Source organism: Enterococcus quebecensis (assembly GCF_001730365.1).
GTDB classification, from domain to species: Bacteria; Bacillota; Bacilli; order Lactobacillales; family Enterococcaceae; genus Enterococcus_L; species Enterococcus_L quebecensis.
This window is the reverse complement of the sequence record NZ_MIKB01000013.1, coordinates 195,166-213,214: the sequence shown is the minus strand read 5'-3', so window position 1 is coordinate 213,214 and position 18,049 is coordinate 195,166. Positions and strand designations below refer to the sequence as shown.

The 18,049-nt window shown below is 31.8% G+C and carries 19 protein-coding genes; 18 read left to right on the top strand and 1 reads right to left on the bottom strand.

Features of this window, described 5'->3' with window-relative positions; genetic code table 11:
- Positions 1 to 4 precede the first annotated feature (4 nt).
- The 4 genes from sufD (at position 5) to sufB (ending at position 4,761) form a co-directional block, all read left to right on the top strand.
- Positions 5 to 1,291, top strand: a complete 1,287-nt coding sequence (sufD, locus tag BCR23_RS07250; protein ID WP_069634823.1) for a Fe-S cluster assembly protein SufD — start codon at positions 5 to 7, stop codon at positions 1,289 to 1,291.
- On the top strand, positions 1,288 to 2,523 hold the full coding sequence (locus tag BCR23_RS07245) for a cysteine desulfurase (RefSeq protein WP_069634822.1): 1,236 nt from the start codon (positions 1,288 to 1,290) through the stop codon (positions 2,521 to 2,523). Before sufD ends, BCR23_RS07245 begins: the two co-directional genes overlap by 4 nt.
- A complete protein-coding gene (gene sufU, locus BCR23_RS07240; RefSeq protein ID WP_069634821.1) occupies positions 2,510 to 2,977 on the top strand; it encodes a Fe-S cluster assembly sulfur transfer protein SufU in 468 nt (155 codons plus the stop codon). Before BCR23_RS07245 ends, sufU begins: the two co-directional genes overlap by 14 nt.
- A 389-nt stretch (positions 2,978 to 3,366) precedes the next feature.
- Positions 3,367 to 4,761 carry a Fe-S cluster assembly protein SufB gene (gene sufB / locus BCR23_RS07235; RefSeq protein WP_010772886.1) on the top strand — a complete coding sequence of 465 codons (1,395 nt, stop codon included), beginning with the start codon at positions 3,367 to 3,369 and terminating at the stop codon, positions 4,759 to 4,761.
- A 482-nt stretch (positions 4,762 to 5,243) separates the two neighbouring features.
- Here the strand turns inward: sufB and BCR23_RS07230 are convergent, their stop codons facing one another.
- Positions 5,244 to 5,555 (bottom strand): hypothetical protein, encoded by a 312-nt coding sequence (locus BCR23_RS07230; protein WP_069634820.1) that lies wholly within the window; start codon positions 5,553 to 5,555, stop codon positions 5,244 to 5,246.
- Positions 5,556 to 6,091: 536 nt separating this feature from the next.
- Between BCR23_RS07230 and BCR23_RS07225 the strand changes: the two genes are divergently transcribed.
- The 14 genes from BCR23_RS07225 (at position 6,092) to BCR23_RS07165 (ending at position 17,776) form a co-directional block, all read left to right on the top strand.
- Positions 6,092 to 6,319, top strand: coding sequence for a helix-turn-helix domain-containing protein (locus BCR23_RS07225; RefSeq protein ID WP_069634819.1), 228 nt, complete (start codon positions 6,092 to 6,094; stop codon positions 6,317 to 6,319).
- Positions 6,320 to 6,769: 450 nt separating this feature from the next.
- On the top strand, positions 6,770 to 6,955 hold the full coding sequence (locus BCR23_RS07220; protein ID WP_069634818.1) for a hypothetical protein: 186 nt from the start codon (positions 6,770 to 6,772) through the stop codon (positions 6,953 to 6,955).
- A 5-nt stretch (positions 6,956 to 6,960) separates the two neighbouring features.
- On the top strand, positions 6,961 to 7,932 hold the full coding sequence (locus tag BCR23_RS07215) for a hypothetical protein (protein ID WP_069634817.1): 972 nt from the start codon (positions 6,961 to 6,963) through the stop codon (positions 7,930 to 7,932).
- On the top strand, positions 7,919 to 8,404 hold the full coding sequence (locus BCR23_RS07210) for a hypothetical protein (protein WP_069634816.1): 486 nt from the start codon (positions 7,919 to 7,921) through the stop codon (positions 8,402 to 8,404). The genes BCR23_RS07215 and BCR23_RS07210 overlap by 14 nt, the downstream gene beginning before the upstream one ends.
- A gap of 4 nt (positions 8,405 to 8,408) precedes the next feature.
- Positions 8,409 to 10,430 carry a hypothetical protein gene (locus BCR23_RS07205; protein ID WP_069634815.1) on the top strand — a complete coding sequence of 674 codons (2,022 nt, stop codon included), beginning with the start codon at positions 8,409 to 8,411 and terminating at the stop codon, positions 10,428 to 10,430.
- A 275-nt stretch (positions 10,431 to 10,705) separates the two neighbouring features.
- Positions 10,706 to 11,401, top strand: coding sequence for a helix-turn-helix domain-containing protein (locus tag BCR23_RS07200; protein WP_069634814.1), 696 nt, complete (start codon positions 10,706 to 10,708; stop codon positions 11,399 to 11,401).
- Positions 11,402 to 11,415: 14 nt separating this feature from the next.
- The gene (locus BCR23_RS07195) at positions 11,416 to 12,318 is read left to right on the top strand and encodes a helix-turn-helix domain-containing protein (protein WP_069634813.1); all 903 of its coding nucleotides are present in this window, start codon (positions 11,416 to 11,418) and stop codon (positions 12,316 to 12,318) included.
- A 165-nt stretch (positions 12,319 to 12,483) separates the two neighbouring features.
- On the top strand, positions 12,484 to 13,140 hold the full coding sequence (locus BCR23_RS07190) for a helix-turn-helix domain-containing protein (protein WP_069634812.1): 657 nt from the start codon (positions 12,484 to 12,486) through the stop codon (positions 13,138 to 13,140).
- Positions 13,125 to 13,274: a helix-turn-helix transcriptional regulator gene (locus BCR23_RS14485; protein WP_083241912.1), complete on the top strand. Its 150-nt coding sequence runs from the start codon at positions 13,125 to 13,127 to the stop codon at positions 13,272 to 13,274. The genes BCR23_RS07190 and BCR23_RS14485 overlap by 16 nt, the downstream gene beginning before the upstream one ends.
- A complete protein-coding gene (locus BCR23_RS07185; protein WP_143140068.1) occupies positions 13,226 to 13,843 on the top strand; it encodes a hypothetical protein in 618 nt (205 codons plus the stop codon). The genes BCR23_RS14485 and BCR23_RS07185 overlap by 49 nt, the downstream gene beginning before the upstream one ends.
- 20 nt (positions 13,844 to 13,863) lie before the next feature.
- Positions 13,864 to 14,292: a hypothetical protein gene (locus tag BCR23_RS07180; RefSeq protein ID WP_069634810.1), complete on the top strand. Its 429-nt coding sequence runs from the start codon at positions 13,864 to 13,866 to the stop codon at positions 14,290 to 14,292.
- 46 nt (positions 14,293 to 14,338) lie between these two features.
- Complete coding sequence (locus tag BCR23_RS07175; RefSeq protein WP_069634809.1) at positions 14,339 to 14,983, top strand: helix-turn-helix domain-containing protein; 645 nt, start codon at positions 14,339 to 14,341, stop codon at positions 14,981 to 14,983.
- A 1-nt stretch (position 14,984) separates the two neighbouring features.
- A complete protein-coding gene (locus BCR23_RS07170; protein ID WP_069634808.1) occupies positions 14,985 to 15,686 on the top strand; it encodes a hypothetical protein in 702 nt (233 codons plus the stop codon).
- Between the two features lie 284 nt (positions 15,687 to 15,970).
- Complete coding sequence (locus tag BCR23_RS07165) at positions 15,971 to 17,776, top strand: DUF4365 domain-containing protein (RefSeq protein ID WP_069634807.1); 1,806 nt, start codon at positions 15,971 to 15,973, stop codon at positions 17,774 to 17,776.
- Positions 17,777 to 18,049: the final 273 nt, after the last annotated feature.

The following is an 18,049-nucleotide window of genomic DNA, read 5'->3' as shown; positions in this document are numbered from 1 at the left end:
ATAAATGAAGGAAATAACAACAGCGAATTATCTTGACGACATCAACGCTTTTTCAGCCCGTAACGAAGAGCCTACTTGGATGACGGACTTACGTGTAGCGGCTTTAGAAAAAGCTGGAAACTTAGAATTACCAAAGATCGAGCGTGTGAAATTTCACCGTTGGCCTTTGTTTAATGTGAATACTGAAGAGTATTCACCTGACACAATGAACATCCCAAGCTTTGATGCAATGAAAGACAATCCAGTAATTGTACAACAAGGATCGATTACAGCTTTTGAACAACTTTCAGCAAAATTAGCCGATCAAGGCGTGATTTTCACTGATATGTTCACAGCATTGCAAGAACATGGTGATTTAGTCAAAGAATATTATATGAACAAAGCGGTTGAGATGGATGAAGATAAATTAACAGCCTTCCATACAGCCTTTATGAATAGCGGTGTGTTCTTATATGTACCGAAAAATGTTGTCGTTGAAGAACCAATCGAAGCAATCTTTATTCAAGATTCAGAAAGCGAAGAATCATTTTTCAAACATGTATTGATCGTAGCAGACGAACATAGTGAGTTTAGCTATTTAGAACGATTCCAAACAATTGGTGAGCAAAAAGTCAAAGTTTCAGCGAATATCGTGGTTGAAGTGATTGCAAAAGCTGGTTCAAAAGTGAAATATTCTGCTGTGGATCAATTAGGCGAAAATGTTTCAACTTATATGAACCGTCGTGGTCATATCATGCGTGATGCTTCTATCGATTGGGCGCTTGGCGTGATGAATGACGGTGACGTGGTTGCTGATTTTGATTCTGATTTAGTGGGCGAAGGCTCTCATTCAGAAGTTAAAGTTGTGGCAATCAGTGCAGGTAAACAAACACAAGGAATAGATACTCGTGTGACAAATAAAGCATCTCACTCAGTGGGACACATTTTACAACATGGGGTTATTCGTGAACGTGGTACGTTAACATTCAACGGAATCGGTCATATCTTAAGAGGTGCTAAAGGGGCAGATGCCCAACAAGAAAGTCGTGTCTTAATGCTTTCTGACAAAGCACGTGGTGATGCCAATCCGATTTTATTGATCGATGAAAATGAAGTAACAGCAGGACACGCAGCCAGTGTTGGTCGTGTTGATCCAGAAGAAATGTACTACTTAATGAGCCGTGGTCTACGTAAAGATGATGCGGAACGTTTGGTTATTCGTGGCTTCTTAGGTTCAGTAATCACAGCGATTCCTGTTAAAGATGTTCAAAAAGAATTTGTAGACGTAATTGAAGGGAAGTTGAATGCATGATAAACGCAGATAAGATTCGGCAGCAGTTTCCCATCTTGTTTCAAGAAGTAAATGACGAGCCGCTTGTTTATCTGGATAATGCAGCAACAACTCAAAAGCCTAAAGCAGTTTTAGATACACTGACTTATTATTATGAACACGATAACGCCAATGTCCACCGTGGTGTGCATACATTGGCAGAACGAGCGACAAAAGATTACGAAGACGCCCGTGAAAAAGTCAGAGCCTTTATCAATGCCAAAGAAACAGCGGAAACGCTCTTTACACGAGGGACAACCACTAGTTTAAACTGGGTTGCAAAAAGCTATGGTGATTTAGCTGTTGAAGCAGGGGATGAAATCGTGATTTCCTACATGGAACATCACTCCAATATCATTCCTTGGCAACAGTTGGCTGAACGTAAAGGTGCAACGTTAAAATATATCGAGATCACAGCAGACGGCTTTTTAGATATGGAAAGTGCGAAAAAACAAATCACGGATAAAACCAAGATTGTTTCTATCACTCATGTATCGAATGTTTTAGGTGTGATCAATCCAGTTAAAGAACTAGCTGAATTAGCTCACAATCAAGGTGCTGTTCTAGTGGTAGATGGTGCCCAAGCAGTACCGCATATGCCAGTGGATGTTCAAGCAATTGATGCTGACTTTTACGCATTTAGCGGGCATAAAATGTGTGGTCCAACTGGAATTGGTGTATTATATGGAAAACGTGAATTACTAGATCAAATGGAACCAGTAGAATCCGGTGGTGAAATGATCGATTTCGTGAATTTGTATGATAGTACTTGGAAAGAACTGCCTTGGAAATTTGAGGCAGGAACACCAAATATTGCTGGAGCGATCGCTCTAGGTGCGTCAATTGATTTTCTAACGGAAATTGGTTTAGAAGAAATTCATCAGCATGAAGCTGAATTAGTGGCTTATGTTTTACCAAAACTATTGGCCATAGAAGGTTTGACTGTTTACGGACCGCAAGATCCAGCGCATCATACAGGTGTTTTGGCGTTTAACTTAGATGGATTACACCCTCATGATACAGCGACGGCATTAGATATGGAAGGGGTGGCAGTTCGTGCAGGACATCATTGTGCGCAGCCATTATTGAAGTATTTAAATGTGCCAGCAACAGCTCGTGCGAGTTTCTACCTATATAATACCAAAGCAGATGCGGATCGATTGATCGAAGCAATTTTAGCGACAAAGGAGTTTTTCCAACATGGCTCTATCTAGATTAGATAATTTATACCGTCAAGTGATCTTAGATCATTCTAGCCATCCTCATCATCATGGGACGTTGGCAGAATCAAGCAAGAAAATCGAAATGAATAACCCGACTTGTGGTGATGTGATCGAATTGCAAGTAGCTATTCAGGATAATGTCATTAAAGATATTGCCTTTAGCGGAAGTGGTTGTTCGATTAGTACAGCGAGTGCCAGTATGATGACAGATGCAGTGATTGGGAAGACGCTAGCCGAAGCAGAACAATTGGCAGAAGATTTTTCTCAATTGGTACAAGGAAATGACGTACCAGAAGAAGAAAAATTAGGTGATGCAGCGATGCTTAGCGGCGTGGCAAAATTCCCAGCACGGATTAAATGTGCGACACTTGCTTGGAAAGCGTTAGAACAAGCAGTTGAAAATGACGGACAAGGAACCGCAGGACAATTACACTGCGAAGAATAAGAATAAATTGAATCGGTGAGAAGTCAAGCAGGTTCTCGGCTATTTCCCAAAATAATCAAAATCCAAAAAACGGATTGTGCTTATTTTAGTCCAACAGCTCGAACCTAACCGCCTGATTCTCAACCTAAGTAATCAGTGAGAAATCAGGCTGATTTTCGGCAACTTCCCTATCATCTTTTAATCCAAAAAGCGGATTTAAAGCTGCTAGCTCCAGTTGCTCAAATCAAAACACCTGATTCTCAACCTAAACCAATCAGTGAGAAGTCAAGCAGGTTCTCGGCTGTTTCCTAAAATAATCAAAATCTAAAAAAACGGATTGTGCTTATTTTAGTCCAACAGCTCGAACCTAAACGCTTGATTCTCAACCTAAGAAAAGGACGTGAGATAATTTGAGTACTGTACCTGAGTTAGAAGAATATCAATTTGGTTTTCATGATGATGTGAAACCAATTTTCAGTACGGGAAATGGACTAACAGAGGAAGTCGTTAGAGAAATTTCACGTAAGAAAGAAGAACCAGAATGGATGTTAGAGTTCCGTTTGAAATCATTGGAACAATTCAACAAAATGGCCATGCAAGAATGGGGACCTGATTTATCTGATATCGATTTTGAAAAAATCAAATATTTCCAAAGAGCTAGCGACAAACCCGCTCGTGACTGGGATGATGTACCAGATAAAATCAAAGAAACTTTTGAAAGAATCGGAATTCCAGAAGCAGAACGTGCGTATCTAGCTGGAGCTTCAGCGCAATATGAATCAGAAGTGGTTTACCACAATATGAAAGAAGAATTCCAAAAATTAGGAATCATCTTTACAGATACAGATTCAGCGTTGAAAGAGTATCCAGATATATTCAAAAAATACTTCGCAAAATTAGTCCCACCAACAGATAACAAATTAGCTGCATTAAACTCAGCGGTTTGGTCTGGTGGAACGTTTATCTATGTACCAAAAGGTGTTCGTGTGGATGTGCCATTACAAACATATTTCCGTATCAATGCGGAAAACACAGGACAATTTGAACGTACACTGATTATCGTGGATGAAGGCGCAAGTGTTCACTACGTAGAAGGCTGTACAGCACCTACGTATACAAGCAATAGCCTACACGCTGCGATCGTTGAGATCTTTACCCATAAAGATGCGTATACACGTTATACAACGATCCAAAACTGGTCGGACAACGTTTATAACTTGGTAACAAAACGTGCCAAAGCTTACGAAGGCGCAACAGTTGAGTGGATTGATGGTAACTTAGGTGCCAAAACAACGATGAAATACCCAAGTGTTTATCTTGATGGAAAAGGCGCTCGCGGCACAATGCTTTCAATTGCATTTGCTGGGGAAAACCAAATTCAAGATACAGGTGCGAAAATGATTCATAACGCACCAAACACATCAAGTTCGATCGTTTCTAAATCAATTGCAAAAGACGGCGGCGAAGTGAATTACCGTGGTCAAGTAACCTTTGGGAAAGATAGTGCTGGCTCGATTTCACATATTGAGTGTGATACGATCATTATGGATGATAAATCGAAATCGGATACGATTCCGTTTAATGAGATTCATAACAGTCAAGTAGCGTTGGAGCATGAAGCGAAGGTTTCGAAAATTTCGGAAGAGCAGCTTTATTACTTGATGAGTCGTGGTTTGACTGAGGTTGAAGCGACTGAGATGATTGTTATGGGATTTGTGGAGCCGTTTACGAAGGAATTGCCGATGGAGTATGCGGTTGAGTTGAATCGATTGATTAGTTATGAGATGGAAGGGTCAGTTGGTTAAATTTAGAGCTATAGGACAGAAACGTTTTAATTAAGGCGTTTCTGTCTTTTTTCTTTATCTAGAAATAAAAAATATATCATTGTTATACTTAGGTTTAATAAAAATAGTTTAAAAATCAATTAAATTTCTAAGAGATGAAATCCTACAAATCGTGTATTTTATCAAGAGATTAGGAGATATTAAAAGAATGATGGATGAGATATGTAAGTTGCAAAACTCTATCTTATCGAAATAATTAAGTAAGTTCGTTGTAAAGAAATAGAACACTATATAAGAAATCAACAGATCACTAAGTTTTCTTAACGTCGCTGTTGATTTCTTTTATTGATCATGTACTTTTATCAGTGCCTGAGGACTCATAAAATAGCAAATACTTTACCTAGTTCTCGTAGAATTTTCAACGTAACGTGCCACCGTTCGAGGATGCTACTGTAAATAAACTCTATTTTCATCCTTAAAAATCTAGCAAAATAGCAAATAAATTATTGTGAGATTTTGACTTTTTCTTTCACCATCAACTTCTCAACTTGATTTTCCAAATCATCAGTACAAGTTGAAAAATCATCGATAAGCATGCCATAGATCCGAGATAAAAAATAGAATTCTTTAATGATTTTTTTCTTGTCTATTGGAAGCAGTCTATTGGAAAAAAACTCGTCTAACAATTCGAGTACAGCTGTCCATGATTTGAGTTGCTCAAGGGTTTCTTTCAGAAGATACAAGTCTGGATAAGAAATTGCTTTGACTGGTTGTTTATTTTTTGTTTTAAGTACTGTTCCGTTTTCTTGGTTCATAAAAAATCCTCCTCATCTAATTTTCAAATTTTACCTAGCAAATAAAGAAAGTAGTAGATAATTTATTTACAATTAGGTAAAATAAGAGATATTGGTGCATTATGCATCAATATTTGTGGCAACTTGTATGTTTAGTGTACGCTATTCATACAAGTCTTCATTGTTTGGTTGGCGCTAAACTTTGAAGAGCCACTTTTTTTGTTGCTTTAAATCTAAACTTGACTATTATTATTTCTCGATATGCAAATAAAAAGCGGTATTGGATACACTCCAACACCGCTTTTCACCTATATTTTCAAGGTCTATTACAATAGAAAAGTATTGCAAATAAACCTATTAATTGATTAGGAAAAAGTTCTTTTGGTTGATAGTGTACGCTATCCATCATTACTTTATTATTTAGTTGGCGCTAAATAATAAAGTATTTTTTATTTAGATATTAAAAAAACGTAACTTATAGTCTGTAGACTTAAAGTATACAAAGATTATATCATGACGTTAGAACGCAGTCAATAAGAGAAAGGAAACGAGCCAATATGACTTCATTGAGAGTTACTTTTGCGAATAATGTTAAAGCGATTCGACAAGATAAAAATCTATCCCAAGAAGGACTTGCTTTTGCGTGTAATTTACATCGTACCTATATCTCTGATATTGAACGAGGAAAACGAAATGTTTCAATTGATAATATAGAAAAAATAGCTCTTGCGTTAGAAGTGAATCCATATGAGTTGTTGATAAAAAATAAAATGAAGCTGAAATAGTTGTTTTAAAAAGTCATTAAATATAGAAAATGCGCTATTCTCTAAAAATGAGAATGGCTTATTTTTTGTTTTGAGTGAGAATAGTTGTGTGAATTTATTACACAAAATGCTTTTTTGAACAGAAAGCATGTTATATTAAAGTAAATTTAGGGAGAAACTGAACCTGTAATGAAAGAAAAATAGTAAATTGAGATTTTGGTTGCTTGTAAAATTCTAAATAATAGTCATACTCAGCTTTGTAAGAATTTTAGTAATGCCATTATTAAATTTTAAGATAGTCAAATAAAGGAATTTAGATAATTAACTAATATATATCTACCAAAAAGTTTATATATGTTGTATTATAAATAATGTATAAGCTTTTATAGACAGTGATTCCCTATAACATAAATATGTATAAATAATTAATTAAAAATTTTCTTAATATAAAGATGAATAGGGGAGGAGATTATGACTGAAAAAAAATATTATTATTTAGATAATGAAATAATTTTAGTTGATTCTGAACCAGATTTCAATATTAGCTTTGTCAGATATATTGAGAATGATAAAATTTTCCCCATAAATTCTAAACTTGTAAGAGAAAAGCCAAATAGAGGTAACTTTATTTCTGTTAAAGCCTTGGTTAGGAGATGAGTTAAATGTTAGAATTATTAGATATAAAATTAGACGGTTCGAGTTGGGAAGATTTATGTGTTAAATGTTGTAGATTACGATTCCAAAATGAGCATTTTCAAGAAGTTCCAGCCTATCATAAGGGAGATGGTGGTATTGAAGGTTTTACAAAAACTGGAGAGGGAATTGTAATACAATGTTATTGTCCAGACGATCCAAATCTTTCAATAAATCAATTATATGAAGCACAGAGAGATAAAATGACTGAAGACATAAATAAGTTTGTAGAAAACCATAAAGTCTTGAAAAAGATAGGTTTATGTAATATTAGTAAATGGCTTTTTATGGTGCCAACTTATAAAGATAGGAGAATACTAGAGCATATTACTAAAAAGGAAAAATTTGTTTTGAGCTGTAAAAAAAATAAGCCTTCTGAACTAAGCTATATTTCAGATGATTTTCAGATTATTATAAAAGTTGCCTCAGATTTTAAAGTTGAGATGGCTCAGATGATAAGATTGGGAATAACAGATGTTAAATTAGATACAGCTATTTCAGAGGAAGTAGATTGGAATGACGTGGAGTCTGAAAAATTGGAAAATGTAAAAAGAAAAATTAGAGCTATATCTCCAGAAATTTCACAAAATAAGGATAGGGAAAATAGACTCTTAGATATTCAAATGAAAAGATATGTTAGTGGAAACCTTGAAATGGAATATTTAGGAGAGGAATTTCCGGATATTCGAGATGATATTTACAAGATTACTACTATATTTAAAAATAGAGTTGAAGAAGAAACATTAATGAATTCGGATAGTAGCTTAAATAATGAGGTCTACAAAAAATTATCTAAAGAATATGGAGAGGTCTTAGAAAACAGTGTAGATTACTTAACTCCTGATACAATTATGAGAATCCAAGACCATACAGTAGCTAAATGGCTAGCAGATTGCTCAATGGAATTTTATGGAGGATCAGATAAAAATGAAGAAGAATGAATATGTTGAAGATATTGAGGGAATAGAAGGCATAGTGTTCTCTTCAAAAGCAGAGTCAGTACCGTATAAATATAGGATAAGCTATAAAATTGCTGTTTGTAGTTTAATAATAAAAATGTGTTGTAGAGGTAGAGGATGTTCAGTTACAAAATTGCATTTGATAAATAATTATATGTATTCTAAAAATAGTAAGATTGAGCTACTTAATTATGTAGAGAATAAAGAGAATAGCTTGATAATATTAAGGTATGATCCCACAGTTACAAAAACACTGAAGTTTATGCATGCAGATAAAATAATTGAACAGCAACAAAATGGATGTTTTAGATTAACTGAAAAAGGGAAAAAATTTTCTGAAGATATTTTATCTGAAGAAAATATTTTGATTGATGAAAAAATATTCTTAACAAGTTTGGCAGGAAAATTGACAGAAAAAATAATTACAAATATAGAGAAGTCTTTATTGGGGTGATTTGATGTTGCGTATAAGGAATTTAAACATAGAAATTTTTACCGATAAAAGGATTTTTTTCTTTAAATCGGAATTCAATAGTGGTGTGAATATTATTACAAGTGAAGAAAATACTAGTGGGAAAAGCTCTGTTATCTCAGCGATAATATATGCTCTAGGCATGGAAGAAATAATTGGTGGTAAGGGCTCAAAGGTTTTAAGTGCAGCATTTAATAATACCATTAAAGATGAGAAAGAAAACAATCACAAAGTTATTGGTGGAAAAATATATTTAGAAATTTTCAATGGTAATGAGACAGTTACTTTATATAGATCAACTAATGATGAAGATCGTAGCACGAATTTGATAACAATTTATTATTCAAATTTGAAAGACATCTATTCTACTGAAGTTAAGCAAGAAGATATGTACCTTCACGTAAAAAATTCAGCTCAAAGTGCTAAAGGTTTTTATACATTCTTGGAAAATTTTATGGGACTAACGCTTCCAAGGGTGCCTAGTCAGGATAGAGATGAACGAAAACTGTACTTACAGTTTATTTTTGCGTCTATGTTTATAGAACAAAAAAGAGGGTGGAGTGATATATTATCCAGAGTTCCTAACTATGGTGTAGTTTCACCTAAAAAAAGAGTAATTGAATATATCTTAAACTTAGATTCATTAAATAATGAAAAAGCACTTATAACATTGAATAATACTAAAAAAAATATTGAATCTGAGTGGAAAGAATTATTTATGAAGGCAAATTTGCTATGTGAAAGTAATGGGCTAGCTCTTTTTGGTGTTAATAATAAGCCTGAAATGATTGTTTCTGACAATCTTAAATTGGTTGACAAAAATGATGATATTTCACTTGAAAAAAGTATACTTGATAAAGAAGCAAAAATAAATCAAATTGAACTTGGAAAAAAAATAAATTTGAAAGATGAGGCAGGGTTACAGAATGAATTAAACTCTACCTTGGAGGATTTGCAAGAATTTGAAAAAAAAGTTTCATTAATCAATAAAGACATTACCTTAGAAAAATATGAAATAAAAAAATTGATAAATGGTATAGAAATTATTCAAGATGATATTCGAAATAATCAGGATATTTCTAAGCTAGTAGAATTTGGTTCAAAAGAAAAATTTTCTGTATTTGAGAAAATTTGTCCGACATGTCATCAGAGTATAGAGGATACATTGCTAGATGTTGATGTTCCAACTAATGTCATGAGTTCAGAGGAAAATATAAGCCACTTAAAATCTCAATTGGTCTTATTTCAAGCAATAGTAGAACAGAAAAAAAATAAAGTAAGCCAATTAGAATATAAAAAGAAAGAATTAGAGCTCAAAGGAAAACAATTAAGAGTTTTAATTAAGACTCTTAGGAATGATATATACAGTCTTAGTGGAGAATACTCTGAGAGCGACGTATATAAAAAAGTTATTTTGACTGAGGAAGTTCGAAAATTAAAATTTGTGAAGCAAGAATTTGCAGAAATAAAAAATTTTTTTAATGACCTTGGAATTCAATGGAAACAATATTTAGAAGATAGAAGCAATCAAGACAAAGAGGTTCTATCTACAAATGACAAACTAATATTGAATGATCTGCGAGTAAAATTTGTGAGTAATCTTAAAGCTTTTGGTTACAAGAGTACAAACGATTATGATAAAATACAAATTTCGGATAAGACACTTCTTCCAGAAGTTATGGGTTATGATATGAAATTTGATTCTTCTGCAAGTGATCATATTAGAGGAATTTGGGCGTTTACAATTGCTTTGTTAGAAACCTCAAATAAAAACAAAGGAAATCATCCAGGATTAATTATCTTTGATGAACCAAATCAACATAGCATTATAGAGCAAGATATGGAAGCTTTATTCACAAAAATTTCGAATGTTACATCAAACGAACAAGTGATAATGGGATATACCGCAAAAGATATCGATGCCATTAATATTATTGATGAGCTTAAGAAGAAAAAGACTAAAATTATTAGTATTGGTAAACAAGCCTTCACTGCGAAAGACCAATAATAATCTGCATCATTGTAAAAGCTAAGAGGAAGTCACTTTGAAATTGACTAGTCAAAAATCTTATTGTGGCTGATTATTGGGACTGTATCAATAAAAAATTATTGCCGGAAGGCAGTTGTGAATAATTTTTTGAATAGAAGCCAGAAGCCTTGTTTGGGCTCTGGCTTTTTTTAATAAAAATTATTGTTTTTTGTCCGGTATTTAGGTCAATGGGATGCTTCTTATAAAAACTTTTTTATTTTAAAATATAGTTATGACTTGAAAGGAGCGATTTTATGAAAATAAATGACAAAATAAGGTATGAAAGAAAGAGAAATGGGTGGACGCAATTAGACTTAGTAGAAAAGCTTTCTGAAATTACACAATTGAATGTATCTGAAAGGACAATTCAAAGATGGGAAAATCAAGTAAAACCTCCTAAAATTATAGAAATTCAGTGCTTAAGCGAAGTATTTCGCATCAGTAGTTCAGAGTTGTTAAATGAAGAAGTTAGTCCTCTTATTGATTCTGATGAAGAACTTTTAAACTTGGGAAAAGACGTTCAGGACTATACTCATATGAACAATTATTATGATTTATTATCATTATATTTTATTAGTCCAATAAATAATATAGACATGGTTCCTAGATATGATTTGGAGCTTAAAGGTATGAATTCATATTTATCTAATTATAAAAATCGTTCAATTTTTCCGATGGTGTATCTTTTATTTGAATGGATAGAACAAGGTAGAGAAGATGATGATATTAATTGGATAGCAAAAGTTAAGATTGAAGATGATTCAATAGGTACAAGAAGTTTACTAGATCCGAGATTAATATTTGACACACAAGAGTTACTATTAGTTAAGGAAAGTTTGAGTGAAGAATTGTATTGGTTTACAAATAATATTGGTCAAGCAATGTATGAGGAAAAAATAGCAAATAATCTATTTGGTCATGAATATGTTAAGAAGTATCGTTATTTATAGAGAGGAGAATAATTATGAAGGAGAGAAAGATAAGGTTAGGCAATAAATTGTGGGAAGCGCGTAAAAATAAAAATTTAACTCAGGATGTGCTAGCCGAAAAATTAGGCTTAAATAAAAATATTATAGCGAAATGTGAGCAAGGAACAGGAAATTTTCCAACTGGAAAATTGAAGGAGCTATGTTCAATCCTTGAAATAGATATGGACAACTTATTAGATAATAGTAAGGTACATATTAAAGAAAATGAATCACTTATTGAAATGATGAAACTGTTGCTAAGCTTAACTGATGAAGTAAGCGGTAAAGAGTTTTTAAACAAATATAATTTAGTTCAAAGAGAAGAAATGGTGCTTTTCCCAAGAAAAGCTGTTCAAGATTTTGAAAATGACCTTCATCATTTAATCTCCTCTAATGAAAAAATTTATTTAGAATTTTGTGATTATCATAGAGTATATGGTAGACAATCTAAAGTGTTAAATAACCTATTTGAGAGGTTATCAGAAGAGCAAAAACAATTTAAAAATTTAAATAGTTCAAGAAATATGATGAACGACTTCGATAAGTATAGTGAAATAGTTAGAGATTTTTATTGTTTTTGGGGTTGGATTACACAAATGTTAAATCTTTTAATAGATGATTTGACTTTAAAAGGGATAGAGCTAATCGCTTTTCCTATAAGCAATGATGAATATACAAAATATAAATTTTTTTATCCCAGTCAACCTGCTGAGTTTATACACAGCATTCTTCTTAGCAGAGGATTTGAGAAATTGCTCACTGAGGGACAAGTAGAATCTAGTACCAAATGGAGGAGTGAATTTTTAAATGATCGTCTAGAAGGTGATGGATTAGATATGTATATAAAAGCGCGTAAGAGAAAATATAATTCAATAGATAGAGTAAAGTATTATTTTTAAGACTAATGAATTGTCATTCAATAAAATTTAAAAGCTGAAACACCATAAATATATTAGAAAAGGAAGTAAATAACGTGTTTTACACTACTCAGCTTCCTTCATAAGATACGCGTATGTTGGTAAGATATATCTATGAATTGAATAGTGAATAGGGGAGGAAATTGAATGAGATTAAATGAACAAATTGAAATTGAGAGAAAAAACAAAGGTTTATCAAAGAAAAAGTTAGTGCAAATTATTGAGGAATCTATTGGATTAACATTTCAAGTGGAAACAATTAAACGTTGGGAATCAGGAATTTCTAGTATTGATCCAAAGGTTTTGGCATTTCTAAGCGAATTATATGATGTATCAATAGAGGATTTAGTTTCTGAAGAAATAGAACCAACTATGAACAATGGAGAGAGATACTATAGGTTTGGCAAAGATATAAGTGACGATTGCTCTGTTGAAAATATTACTGAGTTTGTTAACAAATATGAAGTTGTACGAAGTAATGATTGGGTTGTAACACCAAAATATGATTTAATTATGCGTTGTTATGAGGATCATTTAAAAATTGAAGATGATAGTTACCATAATTGTAAGGCAGCCTATGACATTTGTAAACGTTGGATGGTAGATAATAATAGGTCATACAATGAGGAACAATTCTACAGACGAATATATGATGATAGCGCAGGTTATTTAGGGATTAAAGAAAAGAGGGATCCTGTTAATCATTTAGATTTATTAGAAGAACTAGAAGCTGTATTACATGACATAGGTGGCTATTTGGAACTTTTTGAGATTGGAGGGTTCGACAGATGGGAGTACATTTAAAAATAAGAGAAGAACGAAAAATTAAAGGTATGACACAAGAGCAATTAGCTGAAAAAATTTGTGTTTCAACAAAAATCATTGTGCAGTGGGAGAACGAAAAGTATACGCCATCATTGGAAAATTTAAAAAATTAAGAACAGAGTTTGGGGTTACTTTAGACTATCTTTTAAAGGATAACATTGAATTAAAGAGTAGATATGATAACTATGTGAAATTAGGGAAGAGTGTTCTTGAATTGGTAGATGAAGAATATCCACTTGAGTTTATTCAAAACTATTATATATGTTCAAGAGAACCTAGCTTGTTAATTCCTAGAAAATTGGCTGTGGAATTTATTGAAGAGGTTGGTGAAAGAATTAAGAATGTTGAACGTTCAGATAGTAAGGAGATAGAATCTATCCAAAAATATATGAAACATTTTTTATTCTTTTGGTATAAGTATAATAAAGGTAAATACTTACTCTCAAAAGAATTGAAGATTAAAATGTTGCTTATGAACAGTGCTTCTTTCAATACTGAAGAAATCACAGTGTACTTAAAAGATTCTATTTGTTCAGAAAAGCCAATTTTATTATTAAGAAACTTGATGATAAGTAGATTAATAGAAGAATGTAAGCTGTTTGATTATGAATTAGATGAAGAAATCACTGAAGAATTGGACTTTAGTGGTGAGATTATGTGGCCAATAGAAACTTACAAATAACTGAGAAGGAGAGTATTTTGATGAATGTAACAATTGATGGAATTATTGGTGGTGCTTTAGGATTGATTGGTGTATTTATATCCTTAGCTTACTCCATGAGACTAGACAAGCAGAATAAAGAGTTTCAAAAGCAAATGGAGAAGTCACATAGAGAATATGATTTATGGAGCAAAAAATATGATACTTTAGTTCAAATGATTAGTTATAGATATGATGTCAAATGTGAAGAATATTCAGCAGCAATGAATGGAATCACAGCAACTTTTTATGATTCGAAAGAAGTCATGGATGCTGTGAAAAAATTTCACGCATATTTGGAGTATGGAGCGGTTGATTCTATGCAAACAAATGAGCGTATGGTAAATATTTATGCAGCTATGTTTAAAGATTTGAAAATAGACCAAAATGTAGATGAAGTTTTTCTAAATAAGGTATTTAATGGTAAATAGCATTTAATATAAATATGATTATTTTTACAACTTAGAGGAGGTATTTATGAAATATACAAAGAGCTCAATTCAAGAATTTTTAGCAACTGTTGAGATTAATGATCCAGTATGCAAAGGGAAAAAGGAAATAGGTACTAATTTTAAAAGAATGAGAGAATCAGTAGGACTAACGCAAAAGAACATTGCTGACTATTTGAGAATTGCACCACAAAATATTTATAAGTTTGAAATAGGAGAAAGATCGTTTGATTATACTACAGTATGTCAATTATGTGATTATATGAATACAGATGTAGAAGATTTATTTATTGGTTCAAAAGAAATTTGTCTGACATATACCTATTTGACACAATTTATCGATAACAGAGATAAATTGTCATATACTTCTCCTTCAACTAACAAGACTTTAAATAAGGCACAACAGAAAAAGTATAATGCTTTAAAGAAATGGTGTTGTGAATTACTTTATTCCAGTGGGGTCGATGAAGCAACAGTCGGAATTAGTTATGGAGTTAGAAACACCAATTTTCCTCTATTTACTATTTCTTTTCCAAAAAAAGGTAATAGTAAAGTTATTCAAAAATTTATAGAAAATAACTTTCGTTTGTCCCAAAGAAAACAATATACAGAAGAAAAAAATGCAGAAATTGTGTTAGCAGTTTTAAGTAAAGAACTTGAAAAGGAGGTTTAAAATGATGAAAGCATGGAACTATAAAGGTGTTATTATTTTTGGTAATTCAGATAAAGAAATCGTAAAAGATTATATAACAAAAACAAATCCGACGTCGAATTTGTTTTTAGTGAAGGTTGAATATTTTAAGAAAAAAAGAGATTTTTTTAGAGATGATTTACAGAGACTTCCTTTTCTTGATGGCTGTGATAAGGAAGAGAAAGATACTTTAAATCTTAAAGTTTTAGATGAAAAAAAAAGACTCAATAGACTTAATTTTATATTTTCTAAATTTAATCCGTTAACAGAGGAACAATTAAAATCTTTATTGATGGATTTCGATGAACAGCTATACTTTCATTCGGATTATTCCAATGAGGTTTGGGAAGAAATTGAAGTAGAGAAAATTAGTGGAATAATGAGATTTCGTAGTTTTTCCAACTGGTATCAACCTTTTAAAATAGTAATGGAGGGGAGAGCTTCTGCCGAAATAAAGCATGGGAAGATAGATCGTTTGATAAGAACTTTTGAAAAAGATGAAACAGAATTTTATAATATATATTCAAATCCTAGATATAAGGATATGTACGTTATTTATGACTCAGATAAAGATAAATATTTTGTAACAGAAGATGGAAGCCACAGAGTATTTTTAGCAAAAATATTAGGAATGAAGACTATTATGGCAAATGTAAATCGAGTGAAAAAAAGTGGAAATAGTTAAATATGTTCAAATAACATCAAAAAAATATTATTAATCATTTGTGGTAAAAGTAGCAATATTTTATGATACAGTCCAAATATAGGTTCAGGAAAGTTCCTCTTTTATACACTAAAACTTACAATTGACGTATGATGGAACAAGTAAGAAAATGGTTTGAGTAATGTTTATTAAGTATTTTTTTATGTAGAAGCTTTTTTTTTAAGTGATATTTATTAGTTCAGACTTTTGTTATAATGAGAGTTGTGAAAGAAATTTGATCGTTTAGAACAGGAGTGATATAAGAATTGAATGCAATAGATATAGAGTTGCTTTCTATAACTGATCTAAAAAAAGTCATTACCTTGAATGAGTATTTACTTCCTTACATTAATGAAAATGATAAAGAACCTTCTTGGGATGGTACTATTATCATATTTAATGAGAAAGGAAAGCAGAAGAAAAATTTAGAAGGACGGGTTTCTGTACAGGTTAAGGGAAAGGCTAGTGAAAATCTTTCAGAACAAACCATTAAATACGCTGTAGAAATTGTAGATTTAAAAAACTACTTATCCGATGGTGGCGTGATATATTTTGTAATATATATCAATAAATTGGGAGAATCTCGTATTTATTATGCTCCTTTAGAACCTTTGAAAATAAGAACCTATTTATCTGGCACTAAGAAGTCGCAAAATACAAAAACTATTCAATTGAAATCACTCCCAAAAGATCAAAGTAAGATTTTAGGAATTGTTAGTAATTTTCAAATGAACAGTAAAAAACAAGCCAGTTTTTCACATATTAAGCCTTTAACCATTAGTGACTTAAGAAATATATATCCAGATGAAAATTATGAGTTAACAATTTCTGGAAAAGGGCTAGAAAATGTAAGGGAAATTGCTGAATTTAATGAGTTAAACAATATTTATATTTATGCGAAGGTACCGGGGTACGCTATCCCCATCCCTATAGATGGAGAAATGGAAGAAATATTTTTACTTGAAAAAGATAATTTAGTGTTTTCTGTAGATAATAAGATATATTATAAAGAAGCCACTCGAGAATATAGAAAAGATGGAATAGTTCTATATCTGGGAAGTAATATAAGCTTAATTATAAGTGATGAAAAGAAAACTTTTAATATAGATTTTAAAGGTACAGACAAAGTAAGAGAATTGACCCGCAGCTTAGAATTTTTAATTAAATTAATAAGAAATAAAGGATTTTATATTAATGAATTTTGGTTAGATTTAGAGAAAGCAAATTTTGATTTTACTACATTTGATATGAATACAGAAGAAAAAAGGTTACAATATTTTAAAGATATTGTTAGGCTTTTAGATTATCTAGGGATTGCTGAAGATTTAGATTTATCTGAGTTAACTAACCAAGAAAGAAGAGATTTGGATATATTAAAAGTAGCTCTTTTAAAAGGAAAAAACGTAGGTTCACTAAAAGAAAATATACCATCAATTGCTATGCTAGTAATAGGTAAATTGAAGTTGGCACTAATATTTAATCAGATTAAGGATACTAAGGGCGTATATCAAATTGAAGATCATTTTCAAAATGACCTTATAGTTACAGCTATTGATGAGGAAGGGATTAGAAGGAAAGCTTCAATTTATTCACTCTTAAGTGTTGATGTTTTGGCTTATGCAGATAATGTAAGATTTGATGTATTTCTGCCGTCATATAAAGAATTAGAACTTAGTACTAGCATAATTGATGATGCAAATATATTTATGTTAAAGCTCATTGAAGCTTTCGATTTATTAAAAAAAAGTAATATAGAAAGAGCTGGAAAACTTATAAATACTGCTTTAGACTTTGCAAAATGGATTATTGAATCAGATTTAGAAACAGGTTTTATTGATGAGATAACCCAAAAATTGAATTTATATCAAATAAAGAAACGATTAGGAACAATTGAAAAAAATGAGCAAATTGAACTGCTGAGTATTGCTGAAAATTCAGATTTACCTAATGAAATTAGATTTGGAGCATATGTTTTAGTTGATAATAAGTTAGGTGCGGAACTTCAATATAATTCTATGGATAAAGAGCAGCAAGATTTTGTGAAAAAATATCCGATTTATCATTTCTTTTAAATAGACTAAAATTTAGAAATATAGATGCTGGGTGATTAATATTAAATGAGATTTCTTGAAAGAAGTAAATTTGCTAATATACTTACCAAACGTTCGCCCACGAAAGTCAATTTTTATACACCGAAACTTAAACCTGTTGATGTGACTGATATTTCAATTTATCTCAATCAAAAATTGTTATTGGAAGGATCAACTAGTTAGAAATTAATGACAGCTATAAATGTTGAAATATCAACATTTATAGCTGTTTTTCGTTTTTTAACAAAGTTAATT